Source organism: Pseudomonas cremoricolorata (assembly GCF_000759535.1).
GTDB classification, from domain to species: Bacteria; Pseudomonadota; Gammaproteobacteria; order Pseudomonadales; family Pseudomonadaceae; genus Aquipseudomonas; species Aquipseudomonas cremoricolorata_A.
In genome coordinates this window covers 2,382,486-2,405,200 of record NZ_CP009455.1, presented here as the reverse complement: position 1 = coordinate 2,405,200, position 22,715 = coordinate 2,382,486, and the positions used below count along the sequence as shown (strand labels likewise).

Here is a 22,715-nt window from a genome sequence, read left to right as displayed (position 1 = left end):
TGGGCTGGCAAAGGGCGGGATTCTACACGCACGGAGTGCCCAGGCAAGCCAGCAGCCTGGCAGAGTCGTGTGCAGGCTTTGGGCGGCCCAGGGGTTCCCCGAGCTACCTCGGTTGCCTGAGCTGGGCCCAGCTCTGGCACTCAAAACAACGCCTGCACCTTCTCGAGCTCACGACGGGTCATTTGCCCGGTGCGGGTGTGCAGGTTGACGTAGCTTTGCAGCATCGCCAGCTTGGTATCGAGCAGGTCGCGCTTGGCGGCGAACACCCGTTGCTGGGCATCGAGGATGTCGACCGTCGAGCGCACGCCGGCACCGTAGCCCTTCTGCGCCGAGGTCAGGGCGGTTTCGCCGGAGCGCACGGCGGTGACCAGCGCCTTGATCTTCTCGAACCCGGCCACCACGCCCAGGTAGTTGAGTTCGACGTCCTCGCTCAGTTGCTGAGCCTGGGCATCCAGCCCGGCACGGGCGCTTTCCAGCGCCGCACGGGCCTTTTCCGAAGAGGCCGTGACGCCACCGCCCTGGTACAGCGGAATATCCAGCACTACACCGACGTAATAGGTCGATTGCCGCTCGGACAGCTCGTTGATATCGCTCTGGTCGATGCGCGCCACCCGCCCGCTCAGGGCCAGAGTCGGATAATGCTGGGCCTTCTGCTGGCGCAGGTTGGCTTCGGCAAGCTTGACCGAAGCGCGGCTGACACCGAGCACGCCGGCGGACTGGTCGGCCTTGGCCATCCAGTAGTCCAGATCCTGCTCGGGCGCGAGCAAGGCGGCGGCCGGTGCCTGCGCCTGCATCGGTGGAATCTGCGTGACGTTCAACCCCGAACGCCCGGCCAGGCGGCGCAACGCCGAGCGGTGCTGGGCCTGCAACTGGATTTCCTGGGCGCGGATCGAATCGAGCCGCGCCTGGGCCTCGGCCTGGTCAGTGATGGTGCCCTCGCCCGCCTCGAACAGCCGCTGGGATTGCCTGGCAAGGCCCTCGATGGAGGCCTTCTGCTGGGTGGTCAGGGCCAGTTCGTTCTCCACTTGGGCGAGGTCGAAATAGGCCTGCACCACCCGGTCGAACAGCGCCTGGTCGGCGTTGTCGTGCTGCACCTCGCCTAATTGACCGCGCGCTTTGGCCTGCTCATAGGCGGCCCAACGGCCTTTGTCGTAGAGCGGTTGGGTGACGGTCAAGGCAACGCTGTCGGAGGCGTACTGATCGTCCTGGCGGCTGGCCGGGCTTTCTTTGTCGAACTGCCCGCCATGGCCGTAACGGGCGTTGATGCCCACCTGCGGCAGCAAGGCGCTGCGCCCGATCGCGCGCTCCTGGCGCGAGGCTTCGTAGTCGTGTCCGGCCACCTGATACGTGGCATCGTTGAGCCGCGAGGCATCGTAAAGCCCAAGCAACGACAACGGCGCCTCGGCGGCACACAGCGGCGTGGCAGCCAGCACGGCCAACAGCGCAAACACAGATCGGGCCACGGTCATTCTTCCTTGAGCGCGCCAGCCATGCGCTCGGCGACAGGTTGCATAAGGTAGTTGGCCAGGGTCCGTTCGCCGGTCTTGACCAGCACTTCGGCCTGCATGCCGGGCTTGATGTCCAGGCCCAACTCACGCAGTTCGATCACAGCCTTGGGGCTGACCTGCACCTCGACCGAGAAATACGGCGAGCCGGTCTTCTCGTCCACCAGCTGGTCGGCGGACACCGTCGACACCTGGCCGACGATCACCGGCGTGTGCACGCGCTGCAACGAGCCGAAGCGCACATCGACCGGCAGGCCCGGCTTGAGGCGGTCGGCCATCATCGGCGGGAATTGCGCCTTGACCACCCAGCTCGAGCCCTGCGGGACGATGTCCATCAGGCGCTGACCGGGCTGCACGATGCCGCCGACGGTATGCACCGTCATGCCCATCACCTGACCGCTGACCGGCGCGGTCAGGGTGGCGCTGGACAGCTCGAATTCCAGTGCCTTGATCTGCTCGAGCAGGCTGGAGGTCTGCGCACTGACCTGGGTCAGCTGCGACTCGGCATCGCTGCGAAACTGCTGGGCCTGCTGCAAGCCCTTGAGCTGGCTTTCATTGACCGCCTGACGGGTACGACCGATGTCGGAAATGCTCGAGGCCAGTTGTGCGCCCAGTTGCGCCGCGCTGCTTTCGGCTTCGAACAGGCGGTTGCGCGGCAGGTAGCCTTCGCGGGCCAACTCGCGCATGCCCTGCAACGACTGCTGCTGGAACTGCAACTGTGCTGCGTGGTTGCGGCGGATTTCTTCGAAGCCCTTGAGCTGGTCGTTGAGCGAGGCGATTTCGTGCTTGCTGATCTGCATGCGGCTGGCCAGTTCTTCACGGCGCGTGGCGAACAGATAACCCTGCAGTTCCATGGCTGCCACGGCGCGTGGATCGCTGGCCCGTGCCAGCAGCGCGGCGGACCACTTCACCTGGGGCGCATCGAGGCGCTCGGCCATCAGCCGGTCTTCCACGGCCCGGGCGCTGAGCCACTGGCCCAGGGCGACGTCGAGCTGCGAGCGCGCCTGTACGGTATTGAACTGCAGCAGCACCTGGCCCTGCTCGACCCGATCGCCTTCACGCACGCGGATATGCTCAAGCATGCCGCCACTGCGTGACTGTACGGTCTTGCGCTCGCCCGAGACCACCACCGTACCGCTGCCGACCACGCCGCGGTCGAGCGGTGCGAGAAACGCCCAGAGCAGAAACCCGCCCAGGCCGAGCAACAGGCACCACAGGCCGACGCGGGCGATACCGGCGGCATCGGCGTCTGGTTGATGCTCGACCGGCGAGAGGTCGTGAGAACTGGCTTGCATGGCGGCCTCAGGCTTGTTGATCGCTGATTTCAGCAGGCTTGGCCGCAGCGGCCGGGAGCAAGGTCTTGAGCACCTGGTCACGCGGGCCGAACAGGTGCTGCACGCCATCGCGCAGGAACAATAGCTTGTCCACCGCCGCCAGCACGCTCGGTCGGTGAGTCACCAGCACCACGGTGCAGCCGTCGGCCTTGAGCTGGCGCACGGCCTGCACCAGGGCCAGTTCACCGGCATCGTCGAGGTTCGAGTTGGGCTCGTCGAGCACCACCAGCGCCGGCGTGCCATACAGCGCTCGGGCCAGGCCGATGCGCTGCTTCTGCCCACCGGAAAGCCCCAGACCGCCGCTGCCGAGCAGGGTGTCGTAGCCGTTGGGCAATTGCAGAATCATTGGGTGGATGCCAGCCAGTTGCGCCGCGGCAATCACCTTGTCAGGCTCGACTTCGCCGAAGCGGGCGATGTTCTCGGCGATGCTGCCGTCGAACAGCTCGATGTCCTGGGGCAGATAGCCCAGGTGCGGACCGAGCGCTTGCCGCGACCACTGGCCGATCTCGGCGCCGTCCAGGCGCACCGAGCCTTGCCGCGCCGGCCAGATGCCGACCATGGCCCGCGCCAGCGACGACTTGCCCGAGGCGCTCGGCCCCACCACCGCCAGCACCTCTCCCTTGGCCAGGGCCAGGGTCACGCCATTGATGGCCGGTTTCTGCTGGCCAGGTGGCGTCACCACCAGCCGCTCGAGGGTCAGCGCGCCGCTCGGCGGCGGCAGCGGCATGCGCGGCGCGGCCTTGGGAAATTCGGCCAACAGGCGGTTGAGCCGGGCATAGCTGCTCTTGGCGTTGCCCATTTGCTTCCACGAGCCGATCAGCGCTTCGGCCGGCGCCATAGCCCGGCCCAAGAGCACCGACACGGCGATCATCACCCCGGCGGAGATCTGGTTCTCGATCACCAGAATCGCCCCCAGGCCCAGCGCCAGCGACTGCCAGGTCATGCGCACGAAGCGCGACAGTGCAGCGATCCGCGCACTGCGGTCGCTGGCCCGGCCCTGCTCGACGATGACCCGCTGCTGCACGTTGAACCAGCGCTTGCGCAGTGGCCCGAGCATGCCCAGGGCCTGAATCACCTCGGCGTTGTGCAAGGTGCTGTTGACGTAGCTGGACGAGGCCACCGACAGGCGGTTGGCCTCGGCCATGCTCTTGCGCGTCGACAGCTCGTTCCACAGCGCCAAGGCGGCCAGAATCAACGAGCCGATCACCGTGAACACGCCCAGCCAGGGGTGGAACAGGAAGGTGGCGATGATGTACAGCGGCAGCCACGGCGCGTCGAACAGGGCGATGAGGCCCGGCCCGGTGACGAACTGGCGAATGGCATTGAGGTCACTGAGCACCTGCGCCGGGTTGGCGCTGTGCTCCTTGAGGCTGCGCTCGAAGGCGGCATCGAACACCCGCTCGCCCAGGTGCGTGTCGAGCCCGGCGCTCATGCGGATCATCACCTGCCCGCGCACCCATTCCAGCGCGCAACTGAGGGCGAAGAAACCCAGCAGGATCAGGCTGAGCATCAGCAATGTGGTTTCGTTGCGGCTGGTCAGCACGCGGTCGAAGACCTGCATCATGTAGATCGACGGCACCAGCATCAGCAGGTTGATGACACCGCTGAACAAGGCCAGCACACCGAACAGACGGCGATAGCGCAGCAAGGCGGCGTCGATGTCTCGCGTGGGGTCGAAGAAAAGGCGCATGTAGGTCCGACGAATGAACAACGTTGGAGATAAGCGACGCTGGGGTCGATGCCGGGCGGCGGCCGATGCTAGCACTTTGGCTCAGGGGAATGAACTGGCTGGCGAGCGGCACGTCGTGACCAGTTCATCGGCGCGCACGGCCGGTTCTTGAGGGGAGTGCCGACCGCAGCATTGCACCACTGGTCGCGACTCTCGGCTTGATCTTGTCACCCTGTAAGACAGTGCTCTATTTCCTATGTCGCGACGTATCTTGACACACTGATTGCTAACGATTCTCATAAGCAACTTTCATTTTCAGCTTTCAGGCCCTTGCCCATGTCCTGCTCTCTCCCGCTACGCCCTCGCCCGCCGTTCAACCTGCTCGCGCTGGTGGTCTGCATGGCCACCGCCACCCCGGCCCTGGCCGAGGACACCGAACCGGCAACGGCTACGCCTGCGAGCGGGGTCATCGAACTGGGCGCCACCGACATCATCAACACCCACCTGGGCAGCACCACCGAGGGCAGTGAGTCGTACACCTCGGGAGCGATGTCGACAGCCACCAAGCTGCCGCTGACCCAGCGCGAAACGCCCCAGGCGGTGACGGTGATTACCCGCCAGCGGATGGACGATCAGGGGATGACCAGTATCAATGATGTGATAAGGGCAACCCCTGGCGTTTATCTGAACTATAACGACGGCCCGGGCAGGCAGACCTACACCGCCCGAGGCTTCGACATCGACAATCTGATGTACGACGGCATCCCCAGCGGTTACAACGGCGTCAGCGTCGGCGCGCAGCCTAACTTGGCGATGTTCGACCGCGTGGAAGTGGTGCGCGGAGCGACGGGCCTGGTGACCGGGGCCGGCAACCCCTCGGCAGCCGTAAACCTGGTGCGCAAACGGCCGCTGGCTGAGCAGAAAGTGACCCTCACCGGTGCCGCCGGCAGTTGGGACGACTACCGCGGCGAGCTGGATGCCTCCAGCCCGCTCAACGGCAGTGGCACTTGGCGCGGCCGGGTGGTGACTTCCTACAACGATGCCAACAGCTTCGTCGACAACGCCATGCAGCGTCACGGCTTGTTCTACGCAGTCACCGAAGCAGATCTGACCGACAGCACCACACTGACCCTGGGGTTCTCCAACCAGAAGGACAAGACCAATTACTTCTGGGGCTCGTCGATGGTCGGCCTGGACGGCCGCCACCTGCACCTGCCGCGCTCCTACAACCCTGGCACCGACTGGGAGAGCAAGGATCAAGAGATCAACACGGTGTTCGCCGAGTTGCGCCATCAACTGGCCAACGACTGGAAGTTGCAGCTCAACGCCAACTACGCCGAGCAGGATGCGATGTTCCGAGGCTCCTATCAGTCACGCTTCACTCCGGACCAACGCCTGGCCCGCACCATCTACAAAGCCACCTATGACGAGAAACAGGCTGGCGTGGATGCGTTTGCCAGTGGGCCGTTCCAGGCATTCGGTCGCACCCACGAACTGGTGGTCGGCGCCAGCAAACGGATTTATGACATGACGGAGCAGCAATACTCTCCGTACAACCAGTCGGGTTATCCGCTGGAGGCAGGCAAACCTGACTTCACCAAGCTTGGCAGCGCTACACAAGCAGTTACCTCCCAGGAAGGCGTCTATGTCACCAGCCGCTTCAGCCTGGCTGATCCGCTCAAGCTGATCGTCGGTGGCCGCTTGGACTGGTACGACTATGACGACCGTGATGGCGAGGGCGACTATAAAGTCACCCGCAACCTGACCCGCTATGCCGGCTTGATCTACGACCTCGACCAGCATCACTCGGTGTACGTGAGCTACAGCGACATCTTTACCCCGCAATCTGAACGTGATGAGGCAGGCACACCCGTGCGGCCTATCGTGGGCAAGAACTACGAAGTGGGGATAAAGGGCGAATACTTCGACGGTGCCTTGAACGCCAGCGCGGCGCTGTTCCGTGTCGATCAGGAAAACCGAGCGGTGCAGACCAGCACTGCAGTCTGCCCTCGCGGATTGAATCAGTGCTACGAAGCCTCTGGCCAAGTGCGCAGCCAGGGCGTCGACTTGGAACTGCAAGGCGCGCTGACCGACCGCTGGCAGGTCGGCGCAGGCTATACCTACGCTCGCGTGCATACCCTCAAGGACGACAATAATCCGGGAAGCGTCAACCAGCGCTTCGATACCGACGTGCCTGAACACCTGTTCAAGCTGACCACCAACTACCGCTTCCAGGGCGACCTGGAGAAACTGCGAGTCGGCGGCACGCTGTCGTGGCAGAGCCGTTTGTACAACGACATCGAGCTGGCCGACGGCAACAACTACCGTCTGCAACAGGGCAGCTATGCCGTCACCGATCTCATGGCCGGTTACCAGGTCAACCAGCACCTCGACTTGCAGCTAAACGCCAACAATGTGTTCGACCGCAAGTACTACTCGTCCATCTCCAGCTCCTACCAGTACGGCGGCGACAACTACGGAGCGCCGCGCAACCTGATGCTGACGGCCAAGTACACCTTCTGATCCAAACAACCGGGGCCGCTTTGCGGCCCTTGGCGGCTAAACCGCAGCGCCACTCAATGCTCCCCCATCTCCCGTACCCAACACTGCTCGATCCAATCCTCCAGAGCCTTCACCCGCTTGGGCTCATAGCGGTTGTTCAGGCGCACCAGGTGCGCCGGCAGACCGGTCAGGCTCCATTTGGGCAACAACTCGACCAGCTCACCGGAGTCGATCCCTTCCTGGAATAGCCAGCGTGGCCCCGGATGGATGCCGGCGCCCTGGCGCACGGCCTGCAGAATCGCGCCGACGTTGTTGAGGTAGAACACCCCCTGCAACTCGACACTGACTTCCTTGCCGTCGCGGTTCAGGCGCAGGCGAGTGCGGTGGCGCTCCTGGCCGAGCGAATAAAGGATGCCGCGGTGGCTGGTGAGGTCCTGGGGTTTCTCCGGCAGGCCGTGGGCACGCACATAGGCGGGGCTGGCGCAGAGGACGCTGGGCATGCAGCCGATGCGCCGGATCAGCATGTCCGACACCGGCGGCTCGCCCACCCGCAGCGCCAGGTCGATGGCTTCGCCACGCAGATCGAGGCGCGCGTCCGACAGCACCAGGTCGAGCAGAATCTGCGGATGCTGCTTCTGGAATGCCGTCAACCAGCCCACCAGATGCCGCTCACCGAAGTTGACCGGCGCGGTCATGCGGATGGTGCCGGCAATCAACGGCGAGGCGCCGTCGAGGTCGGCGATCACCCCTTCCATTTCATCGATCAGCGGGCGCATCAGTTCATAAGCGCGCGACCCGGCCTCAGTCATGGTCACCTGCCGGGTGGTGCGATTGAGCAGGCGTACGTTCAGGCGCTTCTCCAGCGAAGAGATGCGCCGGCTCACTGAAGACGGCTCAAGATCGTGATCGTCAGCGGCTTTGGTCAGGCTGCCGCGCTCGACGATACGGAAAAACAGGCGCCATAGCGAAATGTCATCATTCATGCACTAACCGCAATTCTCTTTTGAATATTCTCCCCTTCAAGTGCACTTATCCCTCAAATACCATCCCCCGTCTACTGCTCAGGGACGGAGGCGATTTTCATGCAACCCCAGCAAGACACCACCCGCCGAGCCTTGGTGTTGATCGCGGTATGCACCGCCGGTTTGATCCTGCCTCTGGAGTACACCGGCCCGGCCATGGCCCTGGCGGCGATTGGCGACGACCTGGGTGGCGGCCCGGTGGCGCTGGCCTGGGTGGTCAACGCCTTCGCCTTGAGCTTTGGCAGCGCAATCATGGCCGCCGGGACCCTGGCCGACCTGTATGGACGCAAGCGCATGTTCTGCTGGGGCATCGGTAGCTTCACGGTGCTCTCGGTGGTGGTCAGTTGCGCGCCCAACGTGGTGTTCCTCGACCTGATTCGCGGCCTGCAAGGCATCGCCGCGGCGCTGACCATGGCCGGCGGCTCGGCAACCCTGGCCCAGGAATATGAAGGCCATGCGCGGACCCGCGCCTTCGGTCTGCTGGGCACCGCGTTCGGCCTCGGTCTGGCCTTCGGCCCGGTGATTTCCGGGGCGCTGGTGGAGTTCTTCAACTGGCGCTCGATCTTCCTGCTCGGTGCAGCCTTTGGCGGCCTGGCCTGGCTGCTGGCGGCGCCGCGCATGCGCGAAAGCCGCGACCCTGGCGCGCGCCACCTTGACTGGGCCGGGGTGCTGAGTTTCAGCGCCATGCTGGTGCTGCTGACCTTCGCCATCATGCAAGTGCCGGCGCACGGCTGGCGCAGCCTCACGGTGCTCAGCCTGGTGGGCGCGGCGCTGCTGATGCTGGCGCTGTTCATTGGTATCGAGCAGCGCCAGGCCCGGCCAATGCTCGACCTGTCGCTGTTCGCCAGCAAACGTTTCGTCGGCGTGCAATTGCTGCCGATTGCCACCGCGCTGAGCTTCATCGTGCTGCTGATTCTGCTGCCACTGCGCTTCGTGGGCGTCGAGGGCCTGGGCACCGGCCAGGCCGGGCTGCTGATGCTCGGCCTGTCCCTGCCGATGCTGGTGGTGCCGTTCCTCTCCGCGCTGATGGCGCGCTACATCGCCCCGGCCAACCTGTGTTTCGCCGGGTTGCTACTGGCCGCCGGCGGCCTGCTGTGGCTGGCGCAAGTGCCGGTGGGCGCCAGCTGGCTGACGCTGTGCCTGCCCATGGCGCTGATCGGCATCGGCTCGGCGGTTCCCTGGGGGCTGATGGACGATCTGTCGATCAAGGTGGTGTCGGTGGAGCGCGCCGGCATGGCCACGGGCATCTTCACCACCATGCGCGCCTGCGGCGAGGCGGTGTGCGTGGCCGCTGCACTGGCCCTGCTCAACAGCCTGTTGCAGGGGCAACTGGACACACTGCTGAACCCGGAAAGCGCCACAGCGGTGGCTGCGGAGCTGGCCACGGGAAGCTTCAGCAGCGCCCAGGCCAACGCTGCGAACGTGTCTGCCCACGCCCTCGCCGAGTGCTACAGCGCGGCCTTCGCCACCCTGACCTACGGCCTGGGCGCTCTGACCCTGGTGGCAGCGCTGCTCAGTCGCTGGGCGCTGGCCGAACCTGACATTGCTTGCGCGGCAGGAGCCGCGCCCGGTGCCGAGCGCTGAGGTTCGCCCGGCCTGATCAATCGACCCTCTGAGGACGTCATGATGGAACGTGACAACACTTCTGCCACGCAGCTCACGCTTGTCCCCATCGCCCAAGCCTTGCAGGGCCCCGGCGAGCACTGCTCGACGCAGATGACGCAGATCGCGCAGTGGTCGCACGCCTACCTGTGCAACCCGCATCCCGAACTGGGCCGCAGCGGGGCGGTGTGCCCATGGACACCGGCAGCGATCAAGCGCGAAACCTTCTGGCTGGTGGACATCGCCTTTGCCGAACGCGAGCAGGCCGCGATCTGCGCGGATCTACTGAGCCTGATCTCGCGCTTCAAGGGCAACGCGCCGCAACAGGGTAATGCCAGCCAGTTCAAGACCATCGTCGCCGTGCTGCATGGCCTGGACGACCCGGCCCAGGTCAACCATTACCATGAACTGCTCAAGCCGCAGTTCCTCGCAGCCGGGCTGATGCTCGGCGAGTTCTATTCGCACTGCCCCAAGCCCGGCCTGCGCAGCGACACCTTCAATCCGCTGCGCTCACCGGTACCGCTGCTGGTGGTGCGCGAAATGGTCGAGCTGGACATCGCGTTTCTGGCCGACCAGCCGCAGTTCGTCGAGGCGTACCTGCGTACCCATGGCGCACGGGCCAAAGTCGGCATCAATTCGGTGCTGCACCAGGAAGACCGCCTGACCCTCAGCGACGCGCAGTGGCAAGTGCTGCGGCGCATCGTCAACAGTTGATCAAACGCCAATACCCTATTCGCTTCGAGTGCCCTGGAGGCCCTGAAAATGCCCGTTCGTATGCCTGAACCGTATCGCATCAAGATGGTTGAGCCACTCAGGACCACCACCCCCGACTACCGCCAGCAAGCGCTGCACACGGCCGGCCTGAACCCATTCCTGCTGCGCGCCGACGACGTGTTCATCGACCTGCTGACCGACAGCGGCACCGGCGCCATGAGCGACCGGCAGTGGAGCGCGATGATGTCGGCCGATGAGTCGTACGCCGGCAGCCGCAGCTTCTTCAAGCTCAGCGATACCGTCGAGCGCCTGTTCGGTTTCCCCCACACCATCCCCGTGCACCAGGGCCGCGGCGCCGAGCAGATCCTCTTCCCCTGCCTGGTCGAGCGCGCCCGGCAACGCGGCGCGACAGCGCCGGTGTTCATCTCCAACCACCATTTCGACACCACCAAGGCGCACGTGGAAATCGCCGGCGCGATGGTCAGGAACCTGATCTGCCCGGCTGCCCTGGACACCGCCCGGCATGACGACTGGAAAGGCAATTTCGACCTCGCCGCCCTGGCCAGCGACATCGAACGGCTCGGTGCCGAACAGGTGGCGGCGGTGGTCATCACCATCACCTGCAACAGCGTCGGTGGCCAGCCGGTGGCGATGGACAACATGCGCGAAGCCGCCTCCATGGCCCGTCGTCATGGCATTCCGGTGGTGATCGATGCGGCGCGTTTTTCCGAGAACGCCTACTTCATCCAGCAGCGCGATCCGCGTTACCGCGAGCAGTCGATCCACACGATCGTGCGCGAGATGTTCGACTGCGCCGACATCTTCACCCTGTCGGCGAAGAAGGACGCCATGGTCAACATCGGTGGTCTGTGCTGTTTCCGCGAAGACGGCGAGCTGCTGCGCGCTGCGCAACTGCGCTGCGTGCCGCTGGAAGGCTTCATCACTTACGGCGGCCTGGCGGGGCGTGATCTCGAAGCGATGGCGGTGGGCCTGGACGAGGCCTGCGACGTGCATCACTTGGCCAGCCGTATCGCCCAGGTCGAGTACCTCGCCGAGCGCCTGCAAAAGGCCGGGGTACCGATCCAGACCCCGGTGGGCGGGCATGCGGTGTTCGTCGATGCCGGCAAGATTCGCCCGGATGTGCCCGGCCATCATTTCCCGGCACAGATGCTGGTCAACGCGCTGTACCTGGAAAGCGGCGTGCGTGCCACGGAAATCGGCTCGCTGATGATGGGCCGCCACCCGCAGACCGGCGAGCAGGAGCCGGCGTTGTTCGAGCTGATGCGCCTGACCATTCCACGGCGCACCTACACCGACAACCACATGGACTACGTGGCCGACTCGCTGATCGAGGTGGTGCAGCGCGCCGCCAGCCTGCGGCCACTGGACTTCACCTACGAGCCGGCGGTCCTGCGCCAGTTCACCGCACGTTTCAAAGAAATCTGACCCACCCCGATATCAGGATCATTTCCATGGGCCAAACAAGTACCCACGTCACGGCCGCGCCCGTCGCCGACCGGACAGTAGAAGAGTATCTCGAGCTCGCGCGCGACATACGCCACAAGCTGCGCGCCGAACAGGAAGTGAGCGACTCGCAGGGCACCTACAGCCCGGCCATGCACCACTGGTTCCGCGAGCACGGTTTCTACCGATTGCTGCAACCGCGTCGTTATGGTGGACACGAGATGAGCCTGGGCGATTTTTACCGGGTCATGATCGAGATTTCCCAGGGCCATCCGGCACTGGGCTGGAGCCTGACCCTGGCCGCCGGCCACGCCCTGACCCTTGCCTCGCACTGGCCACAGGCGGTGCAGGACGAAGTGTTCGGCAGCGATGGCCACTTCATCGCCCCGCACCGGGCGTTTCCCGGCGGCACCTGTACGCGGGTCGAGGGCGGCTACCGGGTCAGCGGCACCTTCGCCTACTGCACCGGCGTCACCTATTCCACCCACGCCATCGTCACGGTCATCGACGAGCACGCCGGGGCAGCAGGCGAACCACTGGCGTGCCTGGTGCCACGCGCCGACTTCTGCATCCTCAACGACTGGGGCGGCAGCGAGATTCTCGGCATGCGCGCCAGTGGCTCGAACAGTATCCGCCTGGACGATGTGTTCGTCCCCGAACGCGCCGCCGTGCCGTTCGCCGGCTTCTACGCCAACCAGAACGTCAGCGACGGCACCCCCGGTACGCGCCTGCACGGCAACCCGCTGTACCTGGGTTACCTGATGCTGCCCTACCACGCCAACCTGCTGGCACCGGTGATCGGCGCGGCGCGGGCGGCCCTGGATGAATACCGCGAGCTGATCGAACTGCTGCCGCACCCCCTCGACCCGAGCCGTAAGCGCGCCGAAGACGTGCAGTACCAGCGCGCCTTCGGCCAGGCCCTGGCCCTCACCGATGCCGCCGAGGCCACCCTGCTGCATACCTGCGAGCAGCATCAACGCCTCGCCCAACGCTGGTGTGAGACCCGCGAGCCGATCAGCGTGGCGCACAACGTGCGCGCCTGGGGTGCGTTGCAACAGGCCGGTCGCCAGGCCTGCGAGGCGGTCGAGTTGCTGTTCCGTACCTCGGGCACCTCCCAGGCCCGTTGCGACACGCGCATGCTGCGCTATTTCAGCGACGTGGCGATGTACCGCGGCCACGTCGGCGCGCAGTGGGAATCGTTCGCCACCTACGTCGGCCGTGCCGAGCTGGGCATCCCCTTGGAGTTTCTCGAACTATGAGCACATCCCCTCGTTCAGGCGCAGCGCAGGCGCGAACCGGCCAGCAGTACCTCAGCGCCATCGACGATGGCCGCCAGGTATTCATCAACGGCCAGTGCCTGACCCGGCACAGCCAGCATCCGGCCTTTTCCGGCGCGGTCGCCTCGGTGGCCGGGCTGTACGACTACCAGGCCAGCCACCTGGAGGACATGACCTTCGACCTCGATGGGCAGCGCCGGGTCAGCAAGGCCTGGGAACTGCCGCAGCGCCACGAGCAACTGCTCGGGCGCGCGCACGCGTCCCTGGCCTGGGCGCGACAGAGCCTGGGGTGGCTGGGGCGCAGCCCGGATCATGTCTCGGCGGCGCTGAGCGGCATGCTCACCCACATCGAGGTGTTCGAAGCGCACTGCCCTGATCGCGCTGCCGCGCTGAAAAGCTACTTTGCCTACGCCCGCGAACGCGACCTGTACCTCACCTACACCATCGTCAATCCCCAGGGCGACCGCTCGCGCAGCCCCGGCGAGCATGCGCAGAACCTCTATCACACCCTAGGTGTGGTGAAAGAAACCGATGCGGGGGTGATCGTCACAGGCGCGAAGATGCTCGGCACCGCCGCGGTGCTGGCCGATGAAGTGCTGGTGGGTGTGCAAAACCCGCTCAAGCCGGGGGTCGATGAGCGTTACGCGCTGTCCTTCGCGCTGCCGCTGAACACCCCCGGCATCAAGATTCTTTCCCGGGTGTCGTACGCCGAGGGCAGCAACCGCTTCGACCATCCGCTGAGCAGCCGCTTCGATGAGAACGACGCGCTGATCTACTTCGACAACGTGCTGGTGCCCTGGGAGCGGCTGTTCGTCTACGGCGACACCGGCATGTGCCGGCGCCAGTTCCACAGCACTGCCGCCGAGGTGCTGATGGACACGCAAAGCCTTGCGCGCCTGACCACCAAGCTGCATTTCCTGACAGGGCTTGCCCAGCGCATGACGGAAATTACCGGGGTCAGCGATTTCCCGGCGGTGCGCGAGCTGCTTGGCGAAATGGCCTGCAACACGCTGATGATCGAAGGGCTGTTCAAGAGCCTGATCCACTGCCCGGTGACACAAGGCAAGTACGTGGTGCCCGACAAGAAGCACCTGTACATGTGCCAGGCGGTGGCGCAGTCGGTGTATCCGAAATTCATCGAAACCCTGCGCAAACTGGCTGGCGGCGGGGTGATCATGCTGCCTTCCAGCGTCGACGACCTGGCCAACCCGCAAGCCCGCGCGCTGATGGAACAGACCCAGTACTCGAGCGTCGCTTCGCCCCTGGAACGGGTGCAGGTGATGAAGCTGGCCTGGGATGCGATGGGTTCGGAGTTCGGCTCGCGTCATCTGCAGTACGAGATGTTCTACTCCGGCCCGCACTTCGTCGCGCTGTCGCGGGTGCACAGTGAATACGACTGGGAAGGCGCCAAGGCCCTGGCCTGTTCGGCCCTGGCCGAGACGGCCGAGTTTCGCTAACCGAGTCGCTGGCTAGACGCTTCAACGGACACAGCGTGCAGGACAGCTCGCCGGCGGGGATGATAATAGTTTTCATTTGTTATAGAGTCGTGCGCCCCGTTGGCTTGACCTGCACGCATGACATCCTCCACTGCCGATCATCTGCTGATTTCCTTCCAGGAGCATTACGCTGATCTGCTGGCCTTCCTCGCCCGGCGTCTGGGCAATGTGGAAAACGCTGCTGACGTGGCGCAGGAAACCTTCCTGCGCCTGTCCAGGCTCGCCGACACCTCGCACATCCTCGAACCGCGCGCCTTCATCTTCAGGGTCGCTGGCAACCTGGCCCTCGATCGCCTGCGCCAGGAGCGCCTTCGCTCAGGCCTGCACAGCCCGGATACCGCACCGGACGAGCTGTGTGACCACCTGGCCTCTCCGGAAAAGCGCTTTCTCGACCGTGAAGCGGTGCAGCAGCTGGAACAATCCCTGGCGGTGCTGCCGAGCAATGCCCGGCTGGCGCTGTTGCTCAATCGCCTGGAAGGCCTGACCCACGGCCAGATCGCCGAACGCCTGGGCGTCTCGGAAAGCATGGTGGGCAAATACATCATGCAAGCCATGCGTCATTGCCGCGATTGGCTGCGTCAGTCCGAGGGGCTTTAGAATGCGCATCCCTCTGCCCGCAGCCTGCCGTTCACCGAGTGCCGACCATGCCTGACCCGATGAACCCACAGCCCACCCGCACCGAGCTCGACGAGCAGGCCCTGGAACGCTGGGTGCAGCTCAATTCCGGCAACGCCAGCCAGGCCGACTGGCAGGCTTTCCAGCAATGGCGCCAGCGCAGCGCGGCGCACGCAGCAGCTGCTGATGAAGTCGAACAGCTATGGCACACCCTGGGCCATACCCAGCCGCCGAACCTGTCCGCGCAAGTGGCGCCGGCACCTGGCCGAACCCGGCGCGTGCGCCGCTGGGCGGCACTGGCGGCCTGTGTTGCTGCCCTGGCCGTGGTTGGCCTGCACGGGCCAGCCAGGGTGCTGACCGCCGATCAGGCAACGGCCACCGGTGAGCGCCGCACGCTGACCCTCGACGATGGCAGCCAGGTCTGGCTGAACAGCGCCAGCGCGGTGAACATCGACTATTCGGCGCAGCGCCGGGAGATCACCTTGCTCAAGGGTGAAGCGCTGTTCCAGGTCAGCAAGGATGCGGCGCGACCGTTCGTGGTGGTGGCCGGAGACGGTGAGGTACGTGCAGTGGGCACGCGGTTCGACGTCGACCTGCACCGCGACCGGGTGCAGGTCGGCGTGGCCGAGGGCGTGGTGCAAGTCAGCTCCGGTGGCAGCCGCGTTCGTCTCGAACAGTCGCAGCAGGTGTCGTATCAGCAGGGCCGCGCGCCTTCGTCGGTCGACCTGTACGACCCCAGCAGCGGCGCGGCCTGGCAACGCGGCAAGTTGATCTTCAACCGCACGACCCTGGCCGAGGTGTTCGAGGTGACCGAACGCTACCTGCCCGGCGCGCTGGTGGTCAGCGGGCGACTGCCGAACAACCCGGTCAGTGGCGTCTTCGACCTCGACGACCTGCCCGCCATGCTCGATGTGCTGAGCCGCACGCAGCCGGTAAAAATCGTCAGGCTGCCGTGGCTGACCGTGGTCTTGTTCGATGAGAAAAATAAATCCGAGAGCTGACTGCAAGGTTTGCAATCGATAAACGTCGTGGCCAGTGAGCGCGAATGATTCCCATATCGCACGCCCACATTCCATGACGGATACCCCACATGCAGGCTACCTCCACCCCCTTCGTGCTGCGGCACGGTCATACCCTGACACTGGCCCTGGCCTTGGCACTCGGAACCGGCGCAGTGCTGACGCCGATCTCGGTTCTGGCCGCCTCCGCTGCCGGTACGGTCAGCCTGCACCTGGCGGCGCAGCCGCTCGATCGCGCCCTGACGCAACTGGCCGACGCCGCCAACGTGCGCATCATCTTCAATTCGGGCGACGTCTCGGCACGCCGCAGCCCGGCGCTCAATGGCCGCTATTCGCTGGCTCAGGCGCTCAACCAGTTGCTCGAAGGCAGTGGCTACAGCTGGCGCAAGCTCGATGAACACACCCTGGTGCTCGAACCCAGCAACACCCAGGCCGGCACTCTGGAGCTGAGCACCACCCTGGTCAATGCCGCAGTGCTGGGCAACGTCACCGAGGGCACTGGCAGTTATGCGCTGGGCAGTGCACAGGTTGGCGGCAAGGGTGAGCAGACGCTGCGCGAGATTCCCCAGTCGGTGTCGGCCATCACCCGCCAACGGATGAACGATCAAGGCCTGACCAGCCTGAACCAGGTGCTCGAGCAGACCACCGGCATCAGCACCACCGGCGGCAACGACGTCAACACCAGCATCCTGGCGCGCGGCTTCGCGCTGACCAATATCCAGACCGATGGCGGCGCCGCGGCTCTGCGCCAGCAGAGCTACGACACCCTGCCGGACATGACCCCGTACGATCACGTCGAGGTGCTGCGTGGCTCGGACGGCCTCTATGGCGGCACCGGCGAGCCGGCCGGCACCATCAACCTGGTGCGCAAGCGCGCCCTGGACCACAACCAGGTCATCGTGCAGAGCTCGGCGGGGAGCTGGAACAACTACCGCCAGGAAGTGGATGTCACAGGCCCGTTGGGCTTCGACGGCAAGCTGCGTGGCCGAGCGGCCGTCACCTATGAAGACAAAAACTACTTCTACGACCGCGCCGACAGTGAAAAGCACGTGGTATTCGGCACTCTGGAAGCCGACCTGAGCCCGGATACTCTGGTCACCGTGGGCGGCACCTACGAATGGCGTGACATGGACGGCTACTGGGATGAAGGCTTCCCACGCTACACCACCGGCGATCCACTGAAGCTGTCACGCAGCACATCGCTGGCGGCCGACTGGTCGACCAACAACTACACGCGCAAGGAAGGCTTCCTCAAGCTGCGCCAGCAATTGAACGACGCCTGGGAATTCAACACCAGCTACACCAAGAGCAAGTACCAGACCACGCAGAACCAAGGGCAGATCGAAGGCCCCATCGACCCCACCTTGGCTGCGGGCGGCACCTATCAGCGCTTCATTCGTGACTACAGCAACGACCAGGATCTGCTCGACGGCAACCTGATCGGCCGCATCGACGCCCTTGGCCGCAGCCACGAGCTGCTGCTGGGTGTCGACTACACGGAAAGTCACCGCACCTACGCCGACCACAGTGACTTCGGCTCAGCCGTCCCCATCGACCCCTTCGATGGCAGCATCGGCTCGATGCCCGAGCCGGCCAAACCGCCCCTGTACTACGAGACACCGACCTGGATCACCCGCAAGAGCGGCGCCTACGCCACGCTCAAGGCGCAGTTGAGCGATCCGCTGAAGCTGATCGCAGGGGCCCGCTACACCGACTTCAACGGCTTCAACCGGGTATTAGTTCCCTCGTTCAACGCCGACACCGTGCGGGGCGGCAAGGAAAGCGGTATCGTCACCCCCTACGGCGGGTTGGTGTACGAGCTCGACGATGCGTGGTCGGTCTATACCAGCTATGCGCAGATCTACAAACCGCAGACCGAATATGTCGATCGCTCGTTCGCACCGCTCAAGGCCATCACCGGCGATACCTACGAGCTCGGCGGCAAGGGTGAGCTGCTCGGCGGACGGCTGAACGTGTCGTCGGCGTTGTACTACGTCAAGCGTCAGAACGAGGCGATCAGGGTGTTCAGCGCAACCGCCCCGAACAGCCAGAACAACTGCTGCTACGTGGCCGATGGCGAGATCGTCAGCAAAGGCATCGATGCCGAAGTATCCGGTGAGCTGATGCCCGGTTGGCAGCTGTTCGCAGGCTACACCTTCAACATCAACGAACAGACCAAGGCGGCCGATGGTGCCAGCAACGGCAAGCCGCTGAGCACGCAAACGCCCAAGCACCTGTTCAAGTTCTTCACCACCTACCAGTTACCGGCGGGGCTTGAGCGCTGGAAGGTCGGGCTGGGCGCCACGGTGCAGAGTTCCAACTACGTCTCAGGCTCGGTGCAGCGCCGCCTGGGTGACGGCACCCTGAGCCCGGCGAAGGACGAATACAACTTCACCCAGGCCGGTTATGCGGTGTGGAACTCGTTGCTCGAATACCGTATCGACGAGCACTGGACTGCCGCGGGCAACCTCAACAACCTGTTCGACAAAACCTATTACCAGACGGTCGAGTCCAGCAGTTACGGCAACTGGTATGGCGCGCCGCGCAACTTCATGTTGACCCTGCGCGGTACGTTCTGAAGGCGTGCCCGTGGGCGCATGGGGCACTGCCCATGGCAGCTCGCCCCTACCCGTAGCGCTGGCATCGACCGTTGCATTCACTGTTTCGCAGTTGTCCCGCGGCATGCCTGAGCAGCAGCAGCGAACCGGCCAGCAATACGATGTCCTTGATCAGAAACCCGGCGGTGCTGCCCAGTGCTGGAAAACCACCGACTGACGCGTCCCAGCAGCCTGGGGTGGTTAATACCAGGCTGCTGGTCAATAGAAACGTCACGCTCGAGCCCGCCGCTGCCAGCAAGGTCAGCGAGGGTGCGCAGATGCCCGCCAGCAACAGCAGCGCCAGGGTCCATTCCACTGCACCCAGCAGGTAGCTGGCGCCGTGGATGCCCAGCGTCGGGTACAGCCACGACAGCACCGGGCTGTTGCTGACCAGCGGGATCAGCGCATCAGCCTCGTAGTCGAACCATTTGGCATAGCCGAACAGCACGAAGATCACGATCAGCGCCCAGCGCAACAATTCGACTTCAATGGGATAGCGAAGCAGTCGAGCCAGATAAGACGCATGCATTGGAGATGCCCTGAATAGATATGGACGGGCCAGGAAAGCCGCACTGGCAACTTCCCGGCGCCGTACAGTAGCTCGGGCCAATGGCTAAATGAATCGCTGAGACTTTACGGTATATGACAAAAACAGCCGCGAAGTTGGCAGTTATCTCGTCGCTCTTCATTTCAACTTTAGATGTTATTACCAGAGGTCGTGGGCGTTATCTTTAAAACTTGCGATAACACTCACGAATACTGTCAGAAAGTTTCAGCGTATACCGCCGATATTTTCCACGTCTGGGTACAGCCGGCTTAATGTCCGACGCGCCTGGGCGCCTTCGAGGTAGGGGAAAAGCAGATTGGCCAGTGCCTGATAGTCCAGCGTCCGGCCATTCACCTTGGGCGTGCACATCCAGATCTTGATGCGCAAACCCCCGGGCACCGGCTGCACGTGCGGTGCGGCCAAGGATGCCAGACCCACGTTCGGCAGCGGTGGCATCTGCGCGTAGGCCGCGATGGCGAACAGCAGCGAGGTGGTCACCAGACGCTGATCGACCTCGAAGCTGTCGAAGGTTTCCCAAGGCAGCTCGATGTCGTCGGCAAAGCGCAAGGTGTCGCGGCTCACCGTCAGCACCCGCGCGCCATGCCGACGGCGCAGCGCCTCGGCCAGCGACAGCCCGGCCAACCCCGCCGCCAGCAGCGCCAGGGCCAGGCCCCAGAGCACTGACAACAGGCCGCCGGACAGGTGCTCGGCAATGCGGCTGGCTGTCAGGGCAAGAAAACCGCCCGCCGCCAGCGCCAGCAGCGCCACCACGGCGCAAGCGACGGCCTTGCCGAGCGACAACTCGATGATGTCGAAGGTCTCGCTCGGGCCTTCGGCAGACGCCTGCAGCCAGGCCAGCTCGTCTTCGCCAATCACCTCATGCATGGCTGAGCAGCGCATCCAGGGTACGCTGGGCCTGGGCCGCATCGCGGTAGGCGCTGAGCAGCGCGACGACTTCCTCGCGGCCCAGTGTGCGCCCGGCCGAGGCGAGGCCTGCCGACACGATGCGCACCTGAGGCTGCGGGTCTTTGCTGACCTCGGCCTGGCTCGCGAACGGGCGCATGTGCAGCACGCGGTGCGTGGGCAGGGTTGCCGTCTCGCCCAGGGTGAGGGTCTGCGCCAGCATGGCCATGGCTTCCTTCTGCACGTCGATGTCCTCGACGTCGGCCAGCTCCACTGGCTGGTCGAGGGTGTCGACGAACAGCTGCCGCCGGGTCAGGCGCATGAAGGGCTGACCTGCGTTGCGGTGCTCCCAACTGATCCACAGCGCCCCCAGCAGCAGGAAGACGCTGGCGGCGATCATGCCGAGCTTGCCCAGGCTGATGCTGAGCGCCACCAAGCCAAGCAGCGCCACAACCGCCACCGGACCCCAGACCTTGAAGATCTTCGTGTTGGTGAACTCGGTCTGCTCCGGAACGCGCGCGATGGTTTGCCTGAGTTCGGTGATCATCCGCTCACGTTGAACGGCGCGTGCAGGGTCGTGGTCGTCGCCAGTGGCGGGCGACGGTCGTTCGGTGTAGGCCATGAATCACATCCAGGTCAGGGAAAACGACAAGCGCGAATCACTTGTGCGCATCGAGGTAATCGGTCAGAAACGCCTGGGCATTGCCTTCGTTCGACAGCCCTTCGGAGTAACCGACCGACAGCGCCTGCGCCTCTCCCGGCAGGTTCAGCTCGCCGCCCCACATGCCTTGGACGATCAGCACCACGAACTTCTGCCCGTCGACGGTGGTGGAGTAGCGGGTGTCCTTGCTGGTCTTCTCGACGTGCATCTTCTGGATGCGCATGTTCCAGTCGTGGTCGATGCCTTCGATCTGCACCAAGGCCTCGTTGGCGCTGCGCTCGCCGATGCGCAGGGTCCACACCTTGACCCCCTGCTCGCCCTGGTAAGCCACTACTTTGTCCGCCACTGGCGGGCGCTCTTCGGCGTGGGCCAGGCCCATCCACAAGGTCAGCGCTGCGACCAGCACGGCCGCCCATCTAAGATAAACACGCATCGGTTTCGATCCTGATAAAGACAAGGAACCCAAGGCTGTTGCGCCGGCGAACCGGGCCTCTGGCGTTGGAGGAAGGCGGACATTGAAGTCAACCCGCCTGCTACTGACAACCGCTGTGGGCGCTGCGCACAACAATCGCAGCGTCACTCACAACAGCATGAGCGGCGGATGTGCCGGGGTTAACAGTTCACGCTCGTCGCTGGCGTCACGCCGTGCGCGTGTGCGCTTAGCCAAGCACGCGGAAAAACGCGTCTTCGAAGCGGCGCATCTGCGCCTCGTCGCCCACGCTGACGCGAATCCACGTCGGCCAGCTCGGCCACACCCGCCCGACCAGCACCTGCTGCCCTTTGAGCGCCGCGACGATCGCCTCGGCGGGGCGGCGTACATCGACCATGAAGCAGTTGGCCTGGGACGCCGTGCAGCGCCAGCCGGCGCGGCTCAGGCGCGTCACGGTGGCGTCACGCCGCTGCTGGTTACCCTGTTTGCGCCGCGCCACCAGGCTCGCGTCTTCCAGACTTGCCAGCGCGCCACGCAAACTCGGCTCAGCCGCCACGTTGTAGCCATCGAACGTCTCCAGCGCCTCCAGCAAGGGCGCCTGGCCGACGGCCAGACCGACCCGAGCACCGGCCATGCCGTACAGCTTCGAAAAGGTACGCAGCACCAGCAGGTTGGCGTGGGTTTTCACCAGAGGAATGCAACTGGGCGCATCGCTGAAATGGATGTACGCCTCATCGACCACCACCACGCTGTCGGCCGGCGCCTTGCGCAGCAGGCGCTCGATGTCGGCCGTGGGGGTCATGCTGCCGGTGGGGTTGTTGGGGTTGCACAGGTAGATCAGCCCAGGCTTGGGGTCGATGGCCAGCATGGCATCGACATCATGCGCTTGCTGCGCATTCAGCGGCACGCTGTGCACCTTCGTACCGCGCGCCTGGGCGGTCTGCGCTGGGGTTTCATAGGACGGCTCGGGCACCACCAGGCTGCGCGGCCCGGTGAACGCATGCACGGCATTCTGCAACGCCAGTTTGGAGCCGCAGAACACCTGCACCTGATCCTCGTCCACTCCCTGCTGGCGCGCGAACACCTCGATCAACTGGTACTGCAGTGGGTATGGATAGCGCCCGCACCCGGCCACACCCTGGTGCATGGCCGCCTGCGCCGCAGCGCTGGGGCCGAACGGGCTTTCGTTGTAATTCAGGCGTACCGGCGATGGGCCTGGGGCCGCAGCAGCAGCTGCCGGCGCCGCCCAACTCAGTTGGCCGAGCAGCGGCAGCGCCGCGCTCAGGCCGACAAGACGACGACGAGATAGACCTTCCATGATTCTGCGTCTCCTGAAGTAGATTCACTGGAGGACGCAT

General features: G+C 64.7%; 18 protein-coding genes. 9 read left to right on the top strand and 9 right to left on the bottom strand.

The genetic code is table 11. The features are described from left to right. Nucleotides 1-140: 140 nt before the first annotated feature. Genes LK03_RS10460 through LK03_RS10450 form a run of 3 tightly spaced genes read right to left on the bottom strand, consistent with a single transcriptional unit; the run spans nt 141 to nt 4,529 of the window. Nucleotides 141-1,469: a TolC family outer membrane protein gene (locus tag LK03_RS10460; protein WP_038412277.1), complete on the bottom strand. Its 1,329-nt coding sequence runs from the start codon at nt 1,467-1,469 to the stop codon at nt 141-143. Continuing rightward, nucleotides 1,466-2,800, bottom strand: a complete 1,335-nt coding sequence (locus tag LK03_RS10455) for an HlyD family type I secretion periplasmic adaptor subunit (protein ID WP_038412276.1) — start codon at nt 2,798-2,800, stop codon at nt 1,466-1,468. Before LK03_RS10455 ends, LK03_RS10460 begins: the two co-directional genes overlap by 4 nt. 7 nt (nt 2,801-2,807) lie before the next feature. Further along, the gene (locus LK03_RS10450) at nt 2,808-4,529 is read right to left on the bottom strand and encodes a type I secretion system permease/ATPase (protein WP_038412275.1); all 1,722 of its coding nucleotides are present in this window, start codon (nt 4,527-4,529) and stop codon (nt 2,808-2,810) included. 378 nt (nt 4,530-4,907) lie between these two features. On the opposite strand from LK03_RS10450, the gene LK03_RS10445 reads away from it, so the two are divergent. After that, nucleotides 4,908-7,031, top strand: a complete 2,124-nt coding sequence (locus LK03_RS10445) for a TonB-dependent siderophore receptor (protein WP_081951587.1) — start codon at nt 4,908-4,910, stop codon at nt 7,029-7,031. A 53-nt stretch (nt 7,032-7,084) separates the two neighbouring features. On the opposite strand, the gene LK03_RS10440 is transcribed toward LK03_RS10445, so the two are convergent. Beyond that, a complete protein-coding gene (locus tag LK03_RS10440; protein WP_038412273.1) occupies nt 7,085-7,993 on the bottom strand; it encodes a LysR family transcriptional regulator in 909 nt (302 codons plus the stop codon). A 99-nt stretch (nt 7,994-8,092) separates the two neighbouring features. Between LK03_RS10440 and LK03_RS10435 the strand changes: the two genes are divergently transcribed. The 8 genes from LK03_RS10435 (at nt 8,093) to LK03_RS10400 (ending at nt 18,798) form a co-directional block, all read left to right on the top strand. Further along, nucleotides 8,093-9,616, top strand: a complete 1,524-nt coding sequence (locus tag LK03_RS10435; protein ID WP_038412272.1) for an MFS transporter — start codon at nt 8,093-8,095, stop codon at nt 9,614-9,616. A gap of 42 nt (nt 9,617-9,658) precedes the next feature. Then, nucleotides 9,659-10,348: a DUF6875 domain-containing protein gene (locus tag LK03_RS10430; protein ID WP_049870467.1), complete on the top strand. Its 690-nt coding sequence runs from the start codon at nt 9,659-9,661 to the stop codon at nt 10,346-10,348. Between the two features lie 48 nt (nt 10,349-10,396). Continuing rightward, nucleotides 10,397-11,794, top strand: a complete 1,398-nt coding sequence (locus tag LK03_RS10425; RefSeq protein WP_038412270.1) for a tryptophanase — start codon at nt 10,397-10,399, stop codon at nt 11,792-11,794. A gap of 26 nt (nt 11,795-11,820) precedes the next feature. Further along, the gene (locus LK03_RS10420; RefSeq protein WP_049870466.1) at nt 11,821-13,071 is read left to right on the top strand and encodes a hypothetical protein; all 1,251 of its coding nucleotides are present in this window, start codon (nt 11,821-11,823) and stop codon (nt 13,069-13,071) included. Further along, nucleotides 13,068-14,546 (top strand): 4-hydroxyphenylacetate 3-hydroxylase family protein, encoded by a 1,479-nt coding sequence (locus LK03_RS10415; RefSeq protein WP_049870465.1) that lies wholly within the window; start codon nt 13,068-13,070, stop codon nt 14,544-14,546. The genes LK03_RS10420 and LK03_RS10415 overlap by 4 nt, the downstream gene beginning before the upstream one ends. Nucleotides 14,547-14,663: 117 nt before the next feature. Next, a complete protein-coding gene (locus tag LK03_RS10410; protein WP_038412269.1) occupies nt 14,664-15,182 on the top strand; it encodes a sigma-70 family RNA polymerase sigma factor in 519 nt (172 codons plus the stop codon). Between the two features lie 47 nt (nt 15,183-15,229). After that, on the top strand, nt 15,230-16,201 hold the full coding sequence (locus LK03_RS10405) for a FecR family protein (RefSeq protein ID WP_240478655.1): 972 nt from the start codon (nt 15,230-15,232) through the stop codon (nt 16,199-16,201). 89 nt (nt 16,202-16,290) lie between these two features. Continuing rightward, nucleotides 16,291-18,798 carry a TonB-dependent siderophore receptor gene (locus LK03_RS10400; RefSeq protein ID WP_049870464.1) on the top strand — a complete coding sequence of 836 codons (2,508 nt, stop codon included), beginning with the start codon at nt 16,291-16,293 and terminating at the stop codon, nt 18,796-18,798. A 46-nt stretch (nt 18,799-18,844) separates the two neighbouring features. Here LK03_RS10400 and LK03_RS10395 read toward each other — a convergent pair whose 3' ends face one another. The 5 genes from LK03_RS10395 to LK03_RS10375 form a co-directional block, all read right to left on the bottom strand. Continuing rightward, nucleotides 18,845-19,345 (bottom strand): YkgB family protein, encoded by a 501-nt coding sequence (locus LK03_RS10395; RefSeq protein ID WP_049870463.1) that lies wholly within the window; start codon nt 19,343-19,345, stop codon nt 18,845-18,847. Between the two features lie 243 nt (nt 19,346-19,588). Further along, entirely contained in the window at nt 19,589-20,248 is a 660-nt protein-coding gene (locus LK03_RS10390) for a hypothetical protein (protein WP_038412268.1), read from the bottom strand. Next, on the bottom strand, nt 20,241-20,888 hold the full coding sequence (locus tag LK03_RS10385; RefSeq protein ID WP_038412267.1) for a hypothetical protein: 648 nt from the start codon (nt 20,886-20,888) through the stop codon (nt 20,241-20,243). The genes LK03_RS10390 and LK03_RS10385 overlap by 8 nt, the downstream gene beginning before the upstream one ends. Before the next feature lie 37 nt (nt 20,889-20,925). Then, the gene (locus LK03_RS10380) at nt 20,926-21,360 is read right to left on the bottom strand and encodes a hypothetical protein (protein WP_038412266.1); all 435 of its coding nucleotides are present in this window, start codon (nt 21,358-21,360) and stop codon (nt 20,926-20,928) included. A 226-nt stretch (nt 21,361-21,586) separates the two neighbouring features. Next, complete coding sequence (locus LK03_RS10375) at nt 21,587-22,675, bottom strand: pyridoxal phosphate-dependent aminotransferase (protein ID WP_038412265.1); 1,089 nt, start codon at nt 22,673-22,675, stop codon at nt 21,587-21,589. Nucleotides 22,676-22,715: the final 40 nt, after the last annotated feature.

Excerpts from the sequence above, each read along its gene's own strand:
- LK03_RS10460 (WP_038412277.1), bottom strand. The coding sequence starts at position 1,469 with ATGACCGTGGCCCGATCTGTGTTTGCGCTGTTGGCCGTGCTGGCTGCC.
- LK03_RS10455 (WP_038412276.1), bottom strand. The coding sequence starts at position 2,800 with ATGCAAGCCAGTTCTCACGACCTCTCGCCGGTCGAGCATCAACCAGAC.
- LK03_RS10450 (WP_038412275.1), bottom strand. The coding sequence starts at position 4,529 with ATGCGCCTTTTCTTCGACCCCACGCGAGACATCGACGCCGCCTTGCTG.
- LK03_RS10445 (WP_081951587.1), top strand. The coding sequence starts at position 4,908 with ATGGCCACCGCCACCCCGGCCCTGGCCGAGGACACCGAACCGGCAACG.
- LK03_RS10440 (WP_038412273.1), bottom strand. The coding sequence starts at position 7,993 with ATGAATGATGACATTTCGCTATGGCGCCTGTTTTTCCGTATCGTCGAG.
- LK03_RS10435 (WP_038412272.1), top strand. The coding sequence starts at position 8,093 with ATGCAACCCCAGCAAGACACCACCCGCCGAGCCTTGGTGTTGATCGCG.
- LK03_RS10430 (WP_049870467.1), top strand. The coding sequence starts at position 9,659 with ATGGAACGTGACAACACTTCTGCCACGCAGCTCACGCTTGTCCCCATC.
- LK03_RS10425 (WP_038412270.1), top strand. The coding sequence starts at position 10,397 with ATGCCCGTTCGTATGCCTGAACCGTATCGCATCAAGATGGTTGAGCCA.
- LK03_RS10420 (WP_049870466.1), top strand. The coding sequence starts at position 11,821 with ATGGGCCAAACAAGTACCCACGTCACGGCCGCGCCCGTCGCCGACCGG.
- LK03_RS10415 (WP_049870465.1), top strand. The coding sequence starts at position 13,068 with ATGAGCACATCCCCTCGTTCAGGCGCAGCGCAGGCGCGAACCGGCCAG.
- LK03_RS10410 (WP_038412269.1), top strand. The coding sequence starts at position 14,664 with ATGACATCCTCCACTGCCGATCATCTGCTGATTTCCTTCCAGGAGCAT.
- LK03_RS10405 (WP_240478655.1), top strand. The coding sequence starts at position 15,230 with ATGCCTGACCCGATGAACCCACAGCCCACCCGCACCGAGCTCGACGAG.
- LK03_RS10400 (WP_049870464.1), top strand. The coding sequence starts at position 16,291 with ATGCAGGCTACCTCCACCCCCTTCGTGCTGCGGCACGGTCATACCCTG.
- LK03_RS10395 (WP_049870463.1), bottom strand. The coding sequence starts at position 19,345 with ATGCATGCGTCTTATCTGGCTCGACTGCTTCGCTATCCCATTGAAGTC.
- LK03_RS10390 (WP_038412268.1), bottom strand. The coding sequence starts at position 20,248 with ATGCATGAGGTGATTGGCGAAGACGAGCTGGCCTGGCTGCAGGCGTCT.
- LK03_RS10385 (WP_038412267.1), bottom strand. The coding sequence starts at position 20,888 with ATGGCCTACACCGAACGACCGTCGCCCGCCACTGGCGACGACCACGAC.
- LK03_RS10380 (WP_038412266.1), bottom strand. The coding sequence starts at position 21,360 with ATGCGTGTTTATCTTAGATGGGCGGCCGTGCTGGTCGCAGCGCTGACC.
- LK03_RS10375 (WP_038412265.1), bottom strand. The coding sequence starts at position 22,675 with ATGGAAGGTCTATCTCGTCGTCGTCTTGTCGGCCTGAGCGCGGCGCTG.